18 protein-coding genes are annotated in these 18,565 nt (G+C 46.4%); 8 read left to right on the forward strand and 10 right to left on the reverse strand.

What is annotated here, in order from left to right; all coding sequences use genetic code 11:
- Positions 1-1,344 (forward strand): TolC family protein, encoded by a 1,344-nt coding sequence (locus Q0386_RS02150; protein ID WP_299026399.1) that lies wholly within the window; start codon positions 1-3, stop codon positions 1,342-1,344.
- A gap of 100 nt (positions 1,345-1,444) precedes the next feature.
- On the opposite strand, the gene Q0386_RS02155 is transcribed toward Q0386_RS02150, so the two are convergent.
- Entirely contained in the window at positions 1,445-2,137 is a 693-nt protein-coding gene (locus Q0386_RS02155) for a CorA family divalent cation transporter (protein WP_299026401.1), read from the reverse strand.
- A gap of 9 nt (positions 2,138-2,146) precedes the next feature.
- Positions 2,147-3,283, reverse strand: coding sequence for a tRNA guanosine(34) transglycosylase Tgt (tgt, locus tag Q0386_RS02160; protein ID WP_299026403.1), 1,137 nt, complete (start codon positions 3,281-3,283; stop codon positions 2,147-2,149).
- 35 nt (positions 3,284-3,318) lie between these two features.
- On the opposite strand from tgt, the gene Q0386_RS02165 reads away from it, so the two are divergent.
- The 7 genes from Q0386_RS02165 to Q0386_RS02195 are packed head-to-tail and all read left to right on the forward strand — an operon-like array spanning position 3,319 to position 11,540.
- On the forward strand, positions 3,319-4,722 hold the full coding sequence (locus tag Q0386_RS02165) for a COG3400 family protein (RefSeq protein WP_299026404.1): 1,404 nt from the start codon (positions 3,319-3,321) through the stop codon (positions 4,720-4,722).
- Between the two features lie 33 nt (positions 4,723-4,755).
- A complete protein-coding gene (aroB, locus tag Q0386_RS02170; RefSeq protein ID WP_299026407.1) occupies positions 4,756-5,793 on the forward strand; it encodes a 3-dehydroquinate synthase in 1,038 nt (345 codons plus the stop codon).
- A complete protein-coding gene (locus Q0386_RS02175; protein ID WP_299026410.1) occupies positions 5,790-7,385 on the forward strand; it encodes a mechanosensitive ion channel domain-containing protein in 1,596 nt (531 codons plus the stop codon). Before aroB ends, Q0386_RS02175 begins: the two co-directional genes overlap by 4 nt.
- Positions 7,375-8,664, forward strand: coding sequence for a tRNA (N(6)-L-threonylcarbamoyladenosine(37)-C(2))-methylthiotransferase MtaB (gene mtaB / locus Q0386_RS02180; protein WP_299026413.1), 1,290 nt, complete (start codon positions 7,375-7,377; stop codon positions 8,662-8,664). The genes Q0386_RS02175 and mtaB overlap by 11 nt, the downstream gene beginning before the upstream one ends.
- Entirely contained in the window at positions 8,651-10,318 is a 1,668-nt protein-coding gene (locus tag Q0386_RS02185; RefSeq protein WP_299026416.1) for an ATP-dependent metallopeptidase FtsH/Yme1/Tma family protein, read from the forward strand. The genes mtaB and Q0386_RS02185 overlap by 14 nt, the downstream gene beginning before the upstream one ends.
- 15 nt (positions 10,319-10,333) lie before the next feature.
- Positions 10,334-10,873, forward strand: coding sequence for a molybdopterin adenylyltransferase (gene mog, locus Q0386_RS02190; RefSeq protein ID WP_299026419.1), 540 nt, complete (start codon positions 10,334-10,336; stop codon positions 10,871-10,873).
- A 7-nt stretch (positions 10,874-10,880) separates the two neighbouring features.
- Positions 10,881-11,540 carry a nitrogen fixation protein NifR gene (locus tag Q0386_RS02195; RefSeq protein ID WP_299026421.1) on the forward strand — a complete coding sequence of 220 codons (660 nt, stop codon included), beginning with the start codon at positions 10,881-10,883 and terminating at the stop codon, positions 11,538-11,540.
- A gap of 249 nt (positions 11,541-11,789) precedes the next feature.
- Here the strand turns inward: Q0386_RS02195 and Q0386_RS02200 are convergent, their stop codons facing one another.
- The 8 genes from Q0386_RS02200 to Q0386_RS02235 form a co-directional block, all read right to left on the reverse strand.
- Positions 11,790-12,416: a DedA family protein gene (locus Q0386_RS02200; protein WP_299026424.1), complete on the reverse strand. Its 627-nt coding sequence runs from the start codon at positions 12,414-12,416 to the stop codon at positions 11,790-11,792.
- Positions 12,417-12,791: 375 nt separating this feature from the next.
- Positions 12,792-13,571, reverse strand: coding sequence for a MetQ/NlpA family ABC transporter substrate-binding protein (locus Q0386_RS02205; protein ID WP_299026427.1), 780 nt, complete (start codon positions 13,569-13,571; stop codon positions 12,792-12,794).
- A gap of 192 nt (positions 13,572-13,763) precedes the next feature.
- Positions 13,764-14,537, reverse strand: coding sequence for a MetQ/NlpA family ABC transporter substrate-binding protein (locus Q0386_RS02210; protein WP_299026430.1), 774 nt, complete (start codon positions 14,535-14,537; stop codon positions 13,764-13,766).
- A 151-nt stretch (positions 14,538-14,688) separates the two neighbouring features.
- Positions 14,689-15,462 (reverse strand): MetQ/NlpA family ABC transporter substrate-binding protein, encoded by a 774-nt coding sequence (locus tag Q0386_RS02215; protein ID WP_299026433.1) that lies wholly within the window; start codon positions 15,460-15,462, stop codon positions 14,689-14,691.
- A 256-nt stretch (positions 15,463-15,718) separates the two neighbouring features.
- Entirely contained in the window at positions 15,719-16,393 is a 675-nt protein-coding gene (locus Q0386_RS02220) for a methionine ABC transporter permease (RefSeq protein WP_299026567.1), read from the reverse strand.
- Entirely contained in the window at positions 16,393-17,349 is a 957-nt protein-coding gene (locus Q0386_RS02225) for a methionine ABC transporter ATP-binding protein (protein ID WP_299026436.1), read from the reverse strand. The genes Q0386_RS02220 and Q0386_RS02225 overlap by 1 nt, the downstream gene beginning before the upstream one ends.
- Positions 17,350-17,380: 31 nt before the next feature.
- The gene (locus Q0386_RS02230; RefSeq protein WP_002952600.1) at positions 17,381-18,367 is read right to left on the reverse strand and encodes a diaminopimelate dehydrogenase; all 987 of its coding nucleotides are present in this window, start codon (positions 18,365-18,367) and stop codon (positions 17,381-17,383) included.
- 33 nt (positions 18,368-18,400) lie between these two features.
- Positions 18,401-18,544 (reverse strand): hypothetical protein, encoded by a 144-nt coding sequence (locus Q0386_RS02235; RefSeq protein ID WP_002952601.1) that lies wholly within the window; start codon positions 18,542-18,544, stop codon positions 18,401-18,403.
- Positions 18,545-18,565: the final 21 nt, after the last annotated feature.

Consider the following 18,565-nt stretch of genomic DNA (forward strand, 5'->3'; position numbering starts at 1 on the left):
ATGAAAAAAATCTCCATAATCCTAGCCGCCTTTTTGCTCGGCGGCTGTGCAGCAACGCAGATAAACGAAAACTACGAGCAAATTTTGCTAAAAGAGGACGCAAGCGCCGATATAAAAATAAACCGCGAGTGGTGGACGGGCTACGGCGAAGCGCGCCTAAACGAGCTAATCGGCCTCGCGCTAAAAAATAATATAGATCTGGCAAAATCAGCCATCGCGGTAAATAAAGCCCTAGCGCAAGCAGGCGTCTTGCAGGCCGATCTCGTGCCTAGCTTTAACGCAAATTTGGGCGCAGAAACCGGTAAAAATATAAAAACGGGCGGCAGCTGGAGCGAAAGCTACAAAAGCGGCATCTCGCTAAGCTACGAGATCGATCTGTGGCGCAAGCTCGCAAACTCCGCAGACGCCGCCATGTGGGAGGCAAACGCGACGAAATACGACCTGCAGGCCGCTAGACTCGCACTCATTAACTCTATCGCAGATGCGTATTTTGAAGCGAAATATCAAAAAGAGAGCATAAATCTATATGAAAAAACGCTAAAAAATTACGAAGAGCTAGAAGCCATCATAAAGGCTAAATTTGAGCTCGGCAAAGAAGAGGAGCTAAGCCTAAAGCAAATAAAAAGCTCGGTAATCTCGGCTAAAAATAGAATTTTAAACGCGAGCAAGAGCCTTGACACGGCGGAAAAAACGCTAAGAAATCTGCTAAACGTTAGGCCCGAGTTTGATTTAAATTTGAGCGGAAATTTGAGCGATATCCAGCCGCAGGGCGTAAATTTAAACGTGCCGCTTTACGTTATCGGCGCGCGTCCTGATTTGCAAGCCGCAATCTCGCGCATAAAAGAGGCGCTTTTGGGGGTCAAGGTTAGCGAAAAGAACTTCTACCCAAGCATCACGGTAGGCGCGGGTCTTAGCGGTAGCGGAGATAGCGCTAGCGAGGGGCTGAAGCTAAATTTTTTAAGCGGCAATATCGCGATAAATTTGCCGTTTTTAAACTACTCCAAGCTCAAATCAAAGCTAAAAATCTCCGAGCTTGAGTTTGAAACGATGAAGCTAAACTACGCGCAGACGCTAACAACCGCGCTAAACGAGATCGACGCTGGCTACAAAAACCTGCAAAAAGACGAGGCGGTTTTGCGAAATTTAAACGAAAATTTGCGAAATTTAAGCTCTATCAGCGACATATATAAGCTCAAATACGACTACGGTAAAACCGAGTTGAAAAACTATCTAGAGGCGCAAAATTCGCTACTTGAAGGCAGGATCAGTGCGCTAGCTCAAAAATATAAAATTTTGCAAGACGAAATCGGTATCTATAAAGCTGCGGCTGGGCGGGTGGAGTAAATTTGGCTAGGCCGCGCGCCTGATTTTGGGGTTTAAATTTGCAGCTAGCTAAATTTGACGGTGAGCTAAATTTAGCTAACTGCTAAATTACCTTACAAATTTACTCGCGTCGTTTGCCTAGAAAATAAAACAGTCCCGCTAGCGTCGCAAAAAGAGCAAGCATGGATCCAGCGACGATAGCCGTGCCGTTTTGAAAGCCGTTTAAAAACATCCCGTTCGTATTCATCCCAAAAAATCCCGTGATAAAATTTAGCGGCAAAAATAGCGCCGAAAGCAGCGTCAGTATATAGATGTTTCGGTTGATTTTGTCGTTTTTTAGGCTTTGGATATGCGCGTAGATATCGTCTATCCTAGCGGCATTTTCGCAGGCTGCGTTTTTTAGCACACCGGCTTCGTATACGTAGTTTTTGAGCTGTTTTTTAAGCTCGGGCCTTTCGTTTTGACAGATCGCCAGAGCCTCGTAAAAGTGTGAAATTTTATTTTGAAATTTACGTATTTCGTATTTTAAGATCGCGTGCTTTTTGATAAATTTAGTAAAATCCCTCTTGCCCGCGTAGATTTTCTCGTAGCTTTCAAGCTGGGCGGAGTGCTCGGCGATCTTGGCGCGAAACTCGCTCGTTATCTTTTTTACTACGCGTATAAACTCCTGTACGCCGCTATTGCTACCGTCCTGGGCGTAAATTTTGTCGTCTTTAAAGATAAATTTGTAGTTTTGCTCGCCACCGTCCGTCACTAGATAGACGTACTCGCACTCCTCATCGTAGAAGTAACCCGAGATATCGCGCTCGCTCATTGTTTTGCCTTATATACTTGGCGCGTCTTTACCGCGTTTGGTGTAGAAATTTCGCCTAAATTTTTCAAATTCGCCCGCCGTTATCGCTTCTCTCATTTGCTTCATCAAATTTAGATAATAGTGCAAGTTGTGCAAGCTCGCTAGTCGGAAAAACGTTAGCTCGCCGGCGCGGTAGAGGTGGCTAAGGTATGCGCGCGAGTAGTTTTGGCACGCGTAGCAGTCGCACTCGGGATCTATCGGAGCGCGGTCGGTTGCAAATCTTGCGGATTTTATATTTATCTTACCAAAACTCGTAAATAGCGTGCCGTTACGAGCGTTTCGCGTCGGCATCACGCAGTCAAACATATCCACGCCGCGAGCCACGTTTTCTACGAGGTCTTCGGGGGTGCCTACGCCCATGAGATAGCGCGGACGCGCCGCGTCGATGTAGGGCATCACGGCCTGCACGGTGTCGTACATCTCTTGGTTGCTTTCGCCTACGCTAAGACCGCCGATAGCAAGCCCGTCAAAGGGCATCTCGCACAGCGCCTCGGCGCAAAATTTACGCGCCGCCTCGTCCGTGCCGCCTTGGATTATGCCGAATATATTTTGCGTGAGCCCTTCGCCTTTGTCTTGCTTAAATTTATGATAATCTATCGCCTCGCGCGCCCATTTTATCGTGCGTTTGATACTTAGCTCCACGCGCTTTTTTTCGGCAGGAAGCGCGACTAGGTCGTCTAGTATCATCATGATGTCGGAGTTTAGGTCGTACTGGGTATCTAGCACCGAGCGCGGCGTGAAATAGTGCGCGCTGCCGTCTATATGGCTTTTAAATTTGATACCGTTTTCGTCCGGCTTTGAGATCTTGCTCAGAGAAAAGGCCTGGAATCCGCCGCTATCGGTCAAAAACGAGCGGTTAAATTTAGTAAAACCGTGCAGGCCGCCCAGCTGCTTTACGACCTTGCTGCCGGGGCGCAAGTAGAGGTGATAGGTGTTGCCTAGGATGATTTGGGCGTCTAAAATCTGCATCATATCCACGGCGTCTAGGCTTTTTACAGCGCCGACGGTGCCAACTGGCATAAACACGGGCGTTTTTATCGTCGAGTGGGCGGTCGTTAGCGTGCCCGCGCGCGCCGCACCGTCCGTTTTATCTATACTAAAAGTCATTTTGATATAATAGTCCCTTTAAATTTGGAGTTTTAATGAAAAATATCTTGATAGTTGCAGACGGCATTGTAGCTAAATATTTCTTAGAAAGACTATTCGTAGCGCGAAATAACGCTCATCACTACACGGTTATCGCTATGGACGAGGAGATTTTAGGAGGGGAAAATTTAGAAAATTTTACCTTTTACCGCTTTGATCCGACGAGTTTTGACCGTCTTAAGCAGGTAGTTAGCGGCTATTTTAGCCAGTTTATGATAATGCTAAAAGACGGCTTTGAGACGGTTAGCGTCTATAACAATCTGCGTCAAATCAGCAAAAAAACGGAAATTTTGATGCTTGATCTTTGGGGGCTAGGCGGGCTGGAGGACGACTCGCACCTAACGGTTTTAGACGGGCGAGGTATCGTGACTGCCAGGCTCATGGATTATTTGCCAGATATCCCCGTAGTAGCCGATAACGTAGGGCTTGGACAAGGCGAGATAATGGAGGTCAAAGTACCCGTAGGAAGCTCGTTTATGTACCGCCATATCAGCTCCATAACGCAGAAAAAATGGCGCATTGCGATGGTTTATAGGGGCTCAAATTTTATGATCGCAAAGCCAAATTTAATGATCCTGCCAAACGACGTTTTACTCATCGTAGGCGAGCCTAGCGTACTTTTAAGCGTATTTAGAAGCGTTAAAAAAGAAACTGGGCAGTTTCCAAGCCCTTTTGGGCATAACACTTATCTGTTTTTAGATATGCGCGCTATGGGCGAAGAGGCTTGTTTGCGACTGCTAGAACAGAGCTTAAAACTGCACGAAAAGCTAAATAGCAAACGCCTCTACGTCAAGGTCGTAAATCCGACGTTAAATTTAGCCTACGAGAGGCTAAAATCGGTCGGAGACGAGAGGGTTGCGGTAACGTTTGATTTTTTCGGCCGCGGCGTAGAACAGATAAAAGACGACGTATTTAAAAACGACGTCGGGTTAATAGTAACCGATAATAAATTTTTCTCGGCTCATAAAAGGATGCTTTTTGAGCTTAAAAGGCCGGTAACTACTATCGGCCGAGGCGACGTGGACGAGATAAAGAAAGGCGTGATATTAAGTAGCGGTTTTGGCGACGAGATAGAAAACCAATCAGCCGTCATTATGGACTGCTGTGCGCAGCTAGATACGCAAATCTCGCTATATCACTTCGGCGCGCTTAGCGGCGGCGAGGGCGCGGAGGAGCATTTTGACAGTTTGGCTAAGATTTTCGGACGCAAGATCGAGGTAGTCGAGGATAAAAACTCAAATCCGATCTTAAAGCTAAAAAAAGAGCGAAATTTGCTCCAGTTCGTGCCTTTTACGAAAAAGATCAGCAAAAAAGACGCATTTGCGGCGTTTTCAAACGATATGAACCGCCTATACGCGCGCCTTAGCGACAACTATCAGATTTTTATACCGATAAATTAGGCTATTTTGGATAAAATAAAAGCGGAGAATAAGATGAAAATAGATATAAAATTTGACGGCAAGCCAGGCTACGGCGTCTACATAAACGAGCTCAAAGAGCTTAAATTTGATGCTAAAGTCGCTATCGTGACCAACGCAAAGGTAGGCGGGCTTTATCTGCAAAATTTACTCTCTCGCATAGACTGTCCGCAAAAATTTATCATCAGCGTCCCCGACGGCGAAGAGTATAAAAATATGCAAACGATAGAGGCGATCTTAGAGCAGCTTTTCGTCAGCCGCCTTGATCGCAGCAGCGTGATCATCGCGCTTGGCGGCGGCGTGGTTAGCGATATGGCTGGCTTTGCGGCGAGCATTTTCGAGCGCGGGATCAAATTTATAAACATCCCGACTACTCTGCTAGCGCAAGTGGACGCGAGCGTAGGCGGAAAAACGGGCGTAAATAACAAATTCGGCAAAAATCTGATCGGCTCGTTTTATCAACCTAGCGCCGTTTATTGCGAGACAGGGTTTTTAAAGACGCTTGAAAAGCGCGAATTTGCAGCGGGACTTGCAGAGGTTGCAAAGATGGCCGTAACCTTTGACGAAAATCTATTTTCGTGGATGGAGGGCGCAAATTTGACGGATGAGGCGAATTTGCAAAATTTGATCTACCGCTGCGTGCAGATAAAAGCCGCCGCCGTAGAAGCCGACGAGCGCGAAAAGGGCGTGCGCGCGGTGCTAAACTACGGTCACACCTTTGCTCACGTGATAGAAAACGAAACGAACTATAAAAAATATCTACACGGCGAGGCTGTGGCGATCGGGGTGAACATGGCTAACGCGCTAGCGGTGAAGCTAGGCCTCATGAGCGAGGAGCAAAAGGCGCGCGTGGCGGAGCTGCTAGTTAAATTTGACCTACCGATAAGCTACAAGGTGCCAAACACAAGTAGCTTTTACGAGGCGTTTTTCCTCGATAAAAAGGCGGAAAACTCCGCGATCAAATTTATCCTGCCGCGAGGTATCGGAGACTACGAGATACGAAAAGACGTGCCGCGAGAGCTCGTGATGGATGTTTTAAGAGAGTTTGAATGATAAAAATTTTATTTATTTTATTTTTTGCGATCTTTGCCCATGCGCTTGATGATATACCTAGTGAATTTAACGCAACAAAAGAAGCTCAGCTATCCGAGCTAAACGCGTCTTTGTCGTTTATCGAGGACGAGTTAGCCGATAACATCTGGGCGACTCGCTACTCAAACTATAACACCTTTCAAAAACTAAGCGCGGAGCTCGACGAAATCGAAGCAGCGATAAAAAAGCAAGCAAAAAATACCGAAAAAGTACTCGAGCTACAAAAAAAACAAAGCACGCTAAAAGAGCAGATCGAGCTTTTAAGAGAGTTTCAAAAAGCGCCGTTTTCTAGCATGATAACGGCTCCCGAGGTAGAAATTTTACAAAAGATAACCAATCCCGTCGCCGTGATCTCTGGCTTTTCGCACATAAAGCAGCTAAAAAGCGAAAAAGACGAGTATAAACGCCGACTAGACGGGCTTTCTAAGACGACCGACGAGCTAGCTAGAAAAGAGCAAATTTTAACTCAGATCGTAAATTTGAGCGACGATGCGCGCTTTCAAGCCGAGCTTGCCGAGGCTAGGCAGGAGCTAGCGGAATTTAACGCCGCGGCCGACATCGCAAAGACCACCTACGGCGTGTATGAAAAGCGCGTAAACGAGGCGATAAACCGCACCAGCGAGGATATCAAAGCGCAGATGAAAAAGGCGCTAGATATCGGTATATTTATCGTCGTCGTTATCGGACTTTCCTTTTTGTTCAAATTTATCATCAAAAAGACGATCACCGACAATGAGCGCCTCTACACGGCGAATAAATTTATAAATCTCGTAAACATCACGCTCATCATCATGATTCTGCTTTTTGCCTATATCGAAAACGTAACCTATCTCGTTACGGTGCTGGGCTTTGCGTCTGCGGGTATTGCGATTGCCATGAAAGATATGTTTATGAGTATGCTCGGTTGGACGGTCATCGTTTTTGGCGGTAGCTTTCACGTCGGCGACCGCATCAAGGTGCGCAAGGACGGAGAGGACGTCGTGGGCGATATCATCGATATCTCGCTGCTTAGGATGACTATTTACGAGGACGTCACGATCGTCACGGTAAACTCAAATCGCAGAGCCGGGCGCATTATATTTGTGCCAAATAATTATATCTTCACCGATCTTATCGCAAACTACTCGCACCACGGCATGAAAACCGTCTGGGACGGCATCGACGTCGTTTGCAGTTTTGATTCTAACCACAAAAAAGCCGCTCATATCATCAAAGATATCGCGCGAAAATACTCCAAAGGCTACACTGAGATCGCCAAAAAACAAATGAGCAAGCTGCGAAACCAATACAGCATAAAAAACCCGAACGTCGAGCCGCGCGTATTTACCTTTATCGAGCCTCACGGCGTGAAAATTTCTGTCTGGTATATGGCAAATACCTTCGCCACGCTATCTTTGCGAAGCACGATAAGTGCCGAAATAATGGAAGCCATAGCTAGCCACGACGACATCGTGATAGCCTATCCGACACAGACCTTATATATGGATAGGCGCGTAAAAGCAGGCGAGTCAAAGCCGATGGGCGAAGGCGGCGAGGAGAAGCATGAAGTCTAACTCAAATTTGACCCAGCAAGAGTCGCGCCGAGAGAAGGTGTTTTTTAAAACATTCGGCTGCCGCACGAACATCTACGACACCGAGCTGATGAAAAGCTACGTCAAAGACTACGATATCGTTAGCGACGAAAACGAAGCCGACATCGTAGTGGTAAACTCCTGCACGGTCACAAACTCCGCCGATAGCGGCGCGCGTAGCTACATAAACGGCATAAAAAAACGCGGCGCTAGAGTGATACTAACGGGCTGCGGCGCGGTGAGTAAGGGCAAAGAGCTGTTTAACAAAAGCGCGGTTTTCGGCGTCATAGGCGCTAGTAAAAAAGAGGATATAAATGCACTACTAAAGTCGCAAGACCCGTTTTTCGAGCTTGGAAATTTAAAAAGTATCGACAAAAATATCGTAACCAACTACGAAAATCACACCAAAGCCTTTATCAAAATCCAAGAGGGCTGCGACTTTGCCTGCAGCTACTGCATCATCCCTGCCGTTCGCGGCAAGGCGCGCAGTATGGATGAGGAGGCGATTTTAAAAGAGGCTAAAATTTTAGCCTACAACGGTTACAACGAGCTAGTACTAACGGGCACGAACATCGGCAGCTACGGCAAGGATACTGGCTCAAGCCTAGGTCGCTTGCTAGGCAGGCTCGGTAAAATAGGCGGCATAAAGCGCATAAGGCTCGGTAGCATAGAGCCCAGCCAGATAGATGAGAGCTTTCGCGAGATCTTGCGCGAGAGCTGGCTGGAGCGGCACCTGCACATCGCGCTTCAGCACACGAGCGAGGCGATGCTGCGTATCATGCGGCGGCGAAATCAAGCCTTTAGGGACTTGGAGCTGTTTTTAGAGCTTAGCCAGATGGGCTTTGCACTAGGAACCGACTACATCGTGGGGCATCCGGGCGAGAGCGAGGAAATTTGGAGCGAGGCGCTGGTAAATTTTAAAAAATTTCCGCTCACGCATTTGCACTGCTTTGCTTATTCGCCGCGAAGTGGTACGCACTCGGCGGATATGAAAATGGACGTTAGTGGCGACGTGGCGAAGGCTAGACTTAAAATTTTAAAGCAAATCGTAGCGGAAAATAATTTTAAATTTAGGCAAGAGCACGCCAAAAAGGGCGGAAGCCTAAACGTGCTCGTCGAGCAGCTAAACGGCGAATTTTACGAAGGTTTCGATCAGTTTTATAATAAAGTAAAAATTAAAACGGATAAGCAAATTTTAAAAGAGTGGGCGGTCATAGATAAATTTGAAGTAAAAAGCGAGGGCGACTATGCACAAATTTAAGCTAAATAAACAAAAGATTATCATGATTTTGACGGCTATTTTGGCGGTTTTGCTAGCCGTTGCGGTAGGTAGAAGTCAGCCCAAAAGCATAATGTACGAAAGCTACGAAAAGCTGCTAGAAGGCGATATGATCGCAAGCGCGACCGTAAACGGCGGCGAGCTAGAGCTCACGACAAAAGGCGGTAACAAATATATCATCGTAAAAGACGGCGTAGATATGCGCGCTCTGGTGCAAAAAGTACCCGTCGATCTAAAAAAAGAGACGCCAGTACTGGATGAAATTTTAGCCGTGCTGGCGCTACTTGTTATCTGTTTTGCGGGGCTTGCTATTTATGCGAGGTTTAAAAAGCAAAAACTCGCCGCACAAAACGAAAATCAAAAAGCAAACGTCTACGAATACGACAATATCGCCGCTAGCTCGGTAGCCCCTGCTATCTCAAACGTCAAATTTGACGACGTGGCAGGCATAAAAGAGGTCAAATTTGAGTTAAGCGAGATCGTGGATTTTCTAAAAAATCCGACGAAATATAAAAAATTCGGCATCAAAATGCCAAAAGGCGTGCTGATGGTCGGGCCTCCTGGCGTGGGTAAAACGCTGGTGGCAAAGGCCGTTGCGGGCGAGGCGGGAGTGCCGTTTTTTTATCAAAGCGGCGCGAGTTTCGTGCAAATTTACGTCGGTATGGGTGCAAAACGCGTGCATGAGCTGTTTTTAAAAGCTAAAGCCTATGCACCATCCATCATCTTTATCGACGAGATCGACGCTGTGGGCAAGGTGCGCGGCGGTAACCGAAACGACGAGCGCGAGGCTACGCTAAATCAGCTGCTGACTGAAATGGACGGCTTTGAGGATAACTCCGGCGTCATCGTGATCGCCGCGACCAACCGCATCGAGATGATAGACGAGGCGTTGCTACGCTCGGGGCGATTTGATAGACGCATTTTCCTTTCTATGCCCGATTTTACCGATAGGGTCGAGATTTTAAAATCCTATCTAAAAGACAAAAACACTAGCGTAGAGGCGCAGGACGTAGCGCGTATCAGCGTCGGTTTTAGCGGGGCGGCGCTTTCTACGCTGGTAAATGAAGCTGCGATAAACGCGCTAAGACGCGGCGGCGAGATAATCGAATTTAGCGATTTTGAAAGCGTTTTAAACAAAGTCTTGCTCGGTAAAAGAAGGATTTTAAGCTACAACGACGAGGAAAAGCGCATTCAGGCGCTATATCAGGGCGCAAAGGCTTTGGCTGCGTATTGGTTTGGGATAGAATTTGAAAAAATTTCGCTCGTTGAGGAGCAGTTTATGCGCCCTGAGCGAGAGATAGAGTCGCGCTCGCAGATGTTTGCGCGTATCAAGGTCTGTTTGGCTGGCATGAGTGCGCTAAAGATGGTCAAAGACGATACCTTTTCAAACTCTAACGCCGACATCCAAAAGGCCCGTGAGATCGCGCAAAACATGGTTTTTGAGTACGGCATGGGGCATACATTTACGCCAAGTGCGGCTGAGGCCGAGGAGCTACTGCAAGAGGCATACGCCGAGGTCGGAACGTTTTTGGCGGGCATGAAAACGCAGCTAGAGCGCATCAGCGAGCATATCGAGATATATGAAAGTATCGACAAAGACGCGCTGGGCAGGATAATCAAAGAGTATTACAACTAAATTTAAGGAGAAAAAATGAAAGCAAAAATAGGCATTTTGACGCTGAGCGACCGCGCTAGCGAAGGCAAATACGACGATCTATCGGGCGCGGCGATAAAAGAGGTTTTGGATGGCTGGATAACGAGCGAGCGCGAGTATTTTTACGAGGTGATCCCTGATGATATCGAGCTCATAAAAGAGCGCCTAAAACACATGATAGACGTGCTAGGCTGCGATCTAGTGCTAACGACGGGCGGCACGGGACCTGCTGCTCGCGACGTGACGCCTGAGGCTACTGAGGCCGTGTGCGAAAAGATGATGCCGGGCTTTGGCGAGCTAATGAGAACGGCTAGCCTAAAATACGTCCCCACGGCGATCTTATCGCGCCAAACGGCCGGTATCAGGGGGCACGCGCTCATCGTAAATTTACCCGGCCAGCCAAAGGCTATCAGAGAGTGCCTAGAGCCCGTATTTCCAGCGATTCCGTATTGCATCGACCTGATCGGCGGCGCATTTATCGAGACTGATGAGAGCGTGATGAAGGTATTTCGTCCGAAACAAAAGAAGATCTCATAGACTGCGCGTGTTAAACTTTTTTGAAAACATAAATTTAAAAGCTACTAGGCTGCTTGAGGGCTATTATTCGCTCTTTTGCGGCCTATTTGCGCTTTGTTTGGGCATTTATGTGTTTGCACTGGTTTTTGCTATCGAGTGGCTTTTACTTGCCGCTAGCGCTTGTATCTATGCGTGTTTCGTCCTGCTTGCATTTCGTTCGCTTTTTTGGTTCGTCTTGAGTCTGATTTTCTCGCCCGTTTTTGCTATAGTCGTACGCGAGCGTTATGATGAAAATTTGCTTTTAGATGCCGTTTTCGCGCTAGTTTGGATATTTTGCTGGTTATTTTTGTCGCTAGCCGTGAGTGAAAATATCTCAAAACTGGGCAACGAAATCGTATCTAAAATTTTACGTATCGCCGCGCTTTTTGCCGTGATCGGCGTTTATTACGTTAGTATCGAAAACAGCCTAAATTTACAAGCTATTTTACAAGATACCGTTACGCTTCGCATCGTACTTATCGCCATAAATATCTATATGTTTCCATCTCTTATCGCGCTTTTGGCGCTTGATTTGCGTGGGTATTATTTGAAAAGCAAAGACGTAAAAAGGGCTAAATTTTCATTTTTTAATTTCACTAAAGAAGCTTTAAAAGTAATCAAATTTATTGCTTTAAGGCGTAAAATTTAAACGCATAAATCAAATTTGCGTTTTACATGATCTCTAAATTTAAGCCGAAATTTGGCTGCAATAGAGATAAAATTCCAGATTTTTCTGCATTTTTAGGGTTTTGGTTAAATGAAAGGTCGTAAGACACGAAGTTCTTAGCCGCGATATGCCCGTAAAATTTGCCGTAGTTTTTATGGTGCGCTATAAATTTGATAAAGCAAGCAAGGCCAAATTTTGATTTCGGTCTTGCTTGTTAGCTTACTCAGCGTCTTATTCTAGCTCTTTTGCACCGACTTTTGATTTTTTACTTAGGCGTTTTACGTAAAAAATATAAAGCGCAGTGAGTAGGCCGACGGCGGCGAGTAGGGCGACCACAATGTGGCTAAACGCGCTCTTGTCGTAGTTTTTGCCTAGATACCAGCCCACGGCTAGCAGTACGGCGACCCAGATACCCGCACCAAGAGTCGTGTAGAGACTAAATTTAAAAAGATTCATCTTAGCAAGGCCCGCCGGCAGGCTGATGTACTGGCGGATTCCCGGTATCAAACGGCAGTTAAAGGTCGAAATCTCGCCGTGCCTTTTGAAAAACGCCTCGAATTTTCGCATTTTTACCTTCGTTATGCCGACGTATTTGCCGTATTTTAGCACGAGTTCGCGCCCGAAAAAGTAGCATAGATAGTAGTTAAACACGGCTCCTGCAAGGCTGCCAGCCGTACCCGCACACCACGCTAGAACTAGGCTCATCTGTCCCTGATGCGCTAGATATCCCGCCGGGATCATCGCCACTTCGCTTGGAAATGGGAAAAACGAACTCTCTAAAAACATCATCAAAAATATGCCCGCATATCCCCACTCGCCGACGGTTTGGACGATAAAATTTATAAAATCGCCTAGCATTTTTCTCCTTAAATTTAAAATTATGATTTTAGCAAACTACGGTAAATTTTAGCTTTATACGGGCGTCATTTGGGGCTAGGGTCGTCTGCGGCGGTTAAATTTGACGGCACTACGGGCGAGTTTTAAATTTGATTGCAAGATAAATTTGCGAGATAAAGATTTGGGTTTTACCCACACCTTTATAAAGTTTTGTGGGGCATTGCCGAGTTTAAAAAAAGGCGTGTCGCGGTCAAATTTGTGCCTTAAATTTAACCGCGTCAGTTTGAGAGTCAAATTTGACGTTTGAAGTCAAAATTTGACTCAAATTTTATCGGCCGACTTTAAAATCGGCCAAAAAAGCTTCCGTCCCTGCGTCAAAGCGCAAGCGGCGCGTAATCAAAATACCGGCAGTATCGCTCCGTTGTATCTTTTTAGAATAAACTCTTTCGTCTCGGGGCTGGTTGCGGCTTTAACGAGAGCTTTGATTTTTGGGCTATTTTCGTTGCCGGCTTTGACTGCGATGATGTTGGCGTACGGGCTTTCGGTACCTTCGATAGCTAGCGCGTCTTTTTTAGGATTCATGCCGATATCAAGGACGAAATTCGTGCTTATAGCGGCAAGATCGACTTCATCTAGCGTGCGAGGTATCTGCGCGCCCTCAAGCTCGACGAAATTTAGGCGCTTTGGATTTTTCACGATGTCTTTTGGCGTGGCTAGCTTAGCGCTTTTATCAAGCTCGATGAGGCCGGCTTTTTGCAGTATGTTTAGCGCTCTGTTGCCGTTAGTCGGATCGTAGGCGATCGCGACTTTAGCGCCGTCTTTTAGCTCGCTTAGGTTTTTTATCTTTTTAGAGTAAAAGCCCAGCGGCTCGAGATGTATCGCCGCGGCAGTTATCAAGGTCGTGCCTTTTGTTTCATTGTGATTTTTTAGATACGGCCAGTGCTGAAAGAAATTCGCGTCCAAATCACCGTCTTGCGTCGCTAAATTTGGAATCGAATAGTCGTTTATCTCTTTGATGACTAGATCGTAGCCCTCTTTTGCTAGGACAGGTTTGATAAACTCCATGATTTCTGCGTGAGGTACAGGCGAGACGGCTACTACGATAGTGTGATCTTTGTCTGCTGCGTAGAGGTTAAAGGCTAGCGCCAAACTTGCTAAAATTTTAAAAACTTTCATTATATTTTCCTTTTTTCTTTTGAAAAACGGCGCTAAAAAGGTAAAAGCTTTTACGCCGTTTTATTTTTTGGAGATTTTTCTCGACTATTTTTCTTTTTTGCCAAATTTGAGTCATAAAATTTAGGCAAAAAACGCCTGTTGTGATTTTAAAAACTAAATTTTACGATGGCAAATCGGTTAAATTTGACGCGATCAGAAGCTCGGTATCACCGCGCCTTGGTAGCGCTTTACGATAAAGTCTTTAACCTCGGGAGTTAGTATGGCTTTATCTAGAGCCTTGATTTTCGGGTTATTTTCGTTACCGGCCTTGGTCGCTACGTAGTTGGTGTACGGACTATCCTTATCCTCGAGGATCAGCGCGTCTTTAGTCGGTTGGAGGCCGACGTCTAGGGCGTAGTTTACGTTGATAAAGGCTAGCGCGACGTCATCGAGAGAGCGTGGCGTCTGTGCGGACTCCATCTCTTTAAATTTGAGATTTTTCGGATTTTCTATGATATCTAGCGGCGACTTGTATTCGCCCTCTTTAGCCTTTACGATGCCGGCTTTTTCGAGCAAATTTATCGAACGCGTCGAGTCTGCGGCGTTGTTTGAGATAGCGATGATATCGCCGTCTTTTAGCTCGTCTAGGCTTTTTATCTTTTTAGAATACGCGCCCATAGGCTCGACGTGTACGCCCACGGTCGGCACGATGTGAGTGCCTTTGTCTTTGTTAAACGACTTCATATACGGCAGGCCTTGGAAGTAGTTGGCGTCGAGTTCGCCGTTTTCGACGGCTATGTTTGGGATCACGTAGTCGTTAAAGATTTTGACGTCGAGCTTGTAGCCCTCTTTTTCTAAGATCGGCTTTACGACCTCTTCTAAAATCTCGGCGTGAGGTACTGGAGATGCGCCTACGGTGATGGTTTTGTCGCTAGCATACAGGCCGCTAGCTAAAAGCGCGCCCAGAAGTATTTTTGAAAATTGCATTATCATTCCTTTTTTTGATAAAAACGGCGCTAAAAAGGTAAAAGCTTTTACGCCGTTTTGTTTTAAGAGCGGTCTCTAAACTAAATTTGGATTCGTCGTTTCGTTAAATTTGCCCGCGCCGCTAAATTTGAGCGGGCGGGGCTAAATTTGATTAAAACGTCGGGATTATCGCGCCTTTATATTTTTCCTCAATAAATTTCTTTACCTCCGGGCTCGTGACTGCTTTGTCTAGAGCTTTGATTTTCGGGCTATTTTCGTTGCCGACTTTGACCACGACGTAGTTGGTGTACGGGCTATCTTTGCTCTCAAGCACGAGTGCGTCTTTGGTCGGGTTTAGGTTGGCGTTTAGAGCGTAGTTCGTGTTGATAACGGCGATGGCGACGTCATCTAGCGTACGAGGAACTTGAGCTGTCTCGATCTCTTCAAATTTTAGCTTTTTTGGGTTTTCCGTGATATCAAGCGGTGTTTTTAGGGGGTTGTCGTTTAGCTTGATAAGACCTGCGCTAGCTAGCACGTCAAGCGCGCGGCTCTCGTTTGTCGGGTCGTTTGGTATCGCTACGGTGCTGCCGTCTTTTAGCTCTTTGATATTTTTTATCTTTTTAGAGTAAACGCCCATAGGCTCGAGGTGAACGCCCACGGTTTTAACTAGATGAGTGCCTTTGTTTTTGTTAAATTCCTCAAGATACGGCAGGTGCTGGAAGTAGTTAGCGTCTAGATCGCCGTCTTCGGTGGCCAAATTTGGAGTAGAGTAGTCGTTAAATTCTTTGATCTCAAGAGTAAAGCCGTCTTTTGCAAGGATGGGTTTTACGACTTCTAAAATTTCAGCATGCGGAACCGGCGTAGCGCCTACGACGATTTTCTCGGCTGCATTTGCGGCGATTGTTAGGCTTAGAGCGACTAGAGAGTATTTAAGTAGATTTTTCATTTTATATCCTTTTTAAAATTTGGCTAGCATTTAAAAAAGGATATGAGCGGAGGCTTAAATTTCTTTTTAAATGCTTAGCAAGACTAAGCGCTTAAAAAGAAATTTTGCGCTTAGCGTTAGTCTTTCGACGACTTAAGTTGAGTGAAGCGACGCATTTCGCACATATCTGATTTCATTTTCTATCCTTTCTTTGTAAAATTAATTTCGGGATTTTATGCAAAAAAAGTTTAAAAGAAAATAAAATCAGACGGAAAAATCATTTCTTTGTGATCTTATAAATAAAATTTCCTAATGATTGGAAAATTTGAACCATTATGATTAAAATCACGACGGTATAAAGCATGATATCGGGACGAAATCTCTGATAGCCGTAGTTTATCGCAACAGATCCCAGCCCGCCGCCGCCGACCGCGCCCGCCATCGCCGAAAAGCCGATGATAACGATAAGCGTGAGCGTGATGGAGGCTACGATACCCGGCAATGCCTCTACAAACATCACCTTAAAAATGATCTGAAAATTTGAGCTACCAAAGCTTCTGGCGGCCTCGATGATGCCTTTATCGACCTCTTTTAGCGCGCTCTCTATAAGCCTAGCGATAAACGGCGCCGCACCGATAGTAAGCGGAACGATAGCCGCAGTAGTGCCGATACTGGTACCTACGATCAGACGCGTGAGCGGGAAAAGCACGATGATGAGGATGATAAATGGAAAGCTTCTTAGCGTATTTACCGTGATGTCAAGCGCGATAAATAGCGGTCTATTTGGCTTTAGACCGTCCTTTGCCGAAAGGACTAGCAAGATAGCGGGCACTAGGCCTATCAAAAACGCTAAAAGCGTCGAAACCACGCTCATATAGAGCGTCTCGCCGATGGCTGGGAGCAAAATGCGCTCGAAAACGTCGGAAAATTTAGAAAAATCTATGCCAAACATCACGCCACCTCCCATAATACGCCGCTTTGCTTGATATACTCGGTCACGCGTGCCTCGTCTTTTGGATCGACGTTGATGACGAGCGAGCCTAGTACGTTTTCGTTTAGTTTTTCAAGCTTGCCCCAAACGATGTTAAAGTCGATATTTAGCGTGCGCGCCATGTGCGTGATGACGCTGTTTTGCGCGACTTCTTTTGGGAAAAAAAGTCTTATATTTACGCCCTCGCTCGGCAAAATTTCATCCTCGCCGAGGAATTCCTTCATCTTTTCGTCCGGTTTTAAAAATAGCTCCTCGATCGTACCGCTACCGATTATCTTGCCGCTTTCTAGTAGCACTGCGCGGCGCGCGATACTTTTTACGACCTCCATCTCGTGCGTGACCAAAACGACGCTGATGTTTAGCGTTTGATTGATCTGTTTTAAAAGCTCGAGTATCGAATTTGTCGTGTTTGGATCAAGCGCAGAGGTCGCCTCGTCGGAGAGTAAAATTTTTGGACTTAGCGCAAGAGCGCGGGCGATAGCGACGCGTTGCTTTTGGCCGCCGCTTAGCTCGCTGGGATAACTTGCGGCTTTGTTTGCAAGGCCTACTAGCTCTAGTAGCTCGCTCACTCTTTTTTTGATTTCGCCGTCTGAGTAACCCCAAAATTTAAGCGGAGTCGCTACGTTTTCAAACGCCGTTTTTCTAGCCATCAGCGCAAAGTGCTGAAATATCATCCCCACGTCGCGCCTAAGCTCTCTTAGCTCCCTATCTTTTAGCGCCGAGATTTCTTTGTCAAATACCTTCAGGCTGCCGCTTTGATAGTCCTCTAGGCCGTTTATGCAGCGAAGCAGGGTGGATTTACCCGCGCCGCTGTGACCTACGATGGCGAAAATTTCGCCTTTTTCTACGTTAAGGCTGACGTCATCTATGATCTGCGTCGCCCCGTAAAATTTCTTTAAATTTTCTATTTTTATCACTAATTTTCCTTGTTTTTAAAACCGCATAAATTTATAAAATTTCGCGCCTTAGCTCATCGGCGCTCTTTGGCGAAAGAAGCGCAGGGGCGATGTCAAATACGCTAAACGCACCGCTTTCGCCCTTTTTTACTAGGCGGTACGCCGCGCGGGCGTAGGCTACGAGCACGCTTGCGGTAAATTCGGGATTTGAATCAAGCTTTAGCGAAAACTCGATCAAATGTTTATTTTCGCCGCGCTCGCCCGTCACCCCGCTTCGCAAAACGAATCCTCCGTGAGGGATGCCGCCGTGCTCCTTTTTAAGCGTTGCAAGATCGATAAAATGCACGCTCGTGTCGTAGTCGGCGAAGTAGTTTGGCATCGTTTTTATCTCACGCTCGATGCGCGCTTTATCTACGCCGTCCTGCACCACTACGTAGCACTCGCGCAGGTGCTTTTCGCGCGTTGAAAGCTTTGGATTTTCGCCCGCGCGAACTCGCTCCAAGGCGCTTTCTATCGGCACGGTGTATTGGCGTGCGTCCACGACGCCCTTGATCCTGCGGATGGCGTCTGAGTGACCTTGGCTCACGCCTTTACCCCAAAACGTATAACTGCTGCCGTTTTCTAGCACGCTCTCGCCAAATAGTCTGTTTAGCGAAAACAGACCCGGATCCCAGCCCACGGCGATGATGCCTACGTTTCCGCCTTTTTTAGCGGCGGCGTCTACTGCGGCGAAGTGCTCTGGGATTTTCGCGTGCGTATCGAAGCTATCGACGACATTAAAGCTCTGCGCAAACTCGGGCGTTTGCGTCGGAAGATCCGTTGCGCTACCGCCGCAAAGCACCAAAACGTCAAATTTGCCCTTGTGCGATAAAATTTCGTCCATGCTAAACACCGGCGCACCGTATGTTTTTACCTCGCTTGGATTTCTGCGGCTAAAAACTGCTGTTAATTCCAAATCCTTGCTATTTTGTGCGGCAAGCTCTACGCCGCGACCCAAATTTCCATATCCCAAAACTGCTATTTTTATCTTTTGACTCATTTTTATCCTTTAAATTTAACTAGCGACAAAGTTTCACTTCATCAGCAAATAATAAATCACGTATATCCAACTTAAAAATCCGTGAATTATTGCCCACAATATGCTTTTATTTGCTCCCCACGATAGCGCGACGGCTATGACCGTGCCTAACGTAAATCCACCGATACTACCTTTCATTTTTTCTCCTTGATTTAAAAT

The sequence above is a fragment of the uncultured Campylobacter sp. genome, from assembly GCF_938045625.1.
Lineage (GTDB): Bacteria > Campylobacterota > Campylobacteria > Campylobacterales > Campylobacteraceae > Campylobacter_A.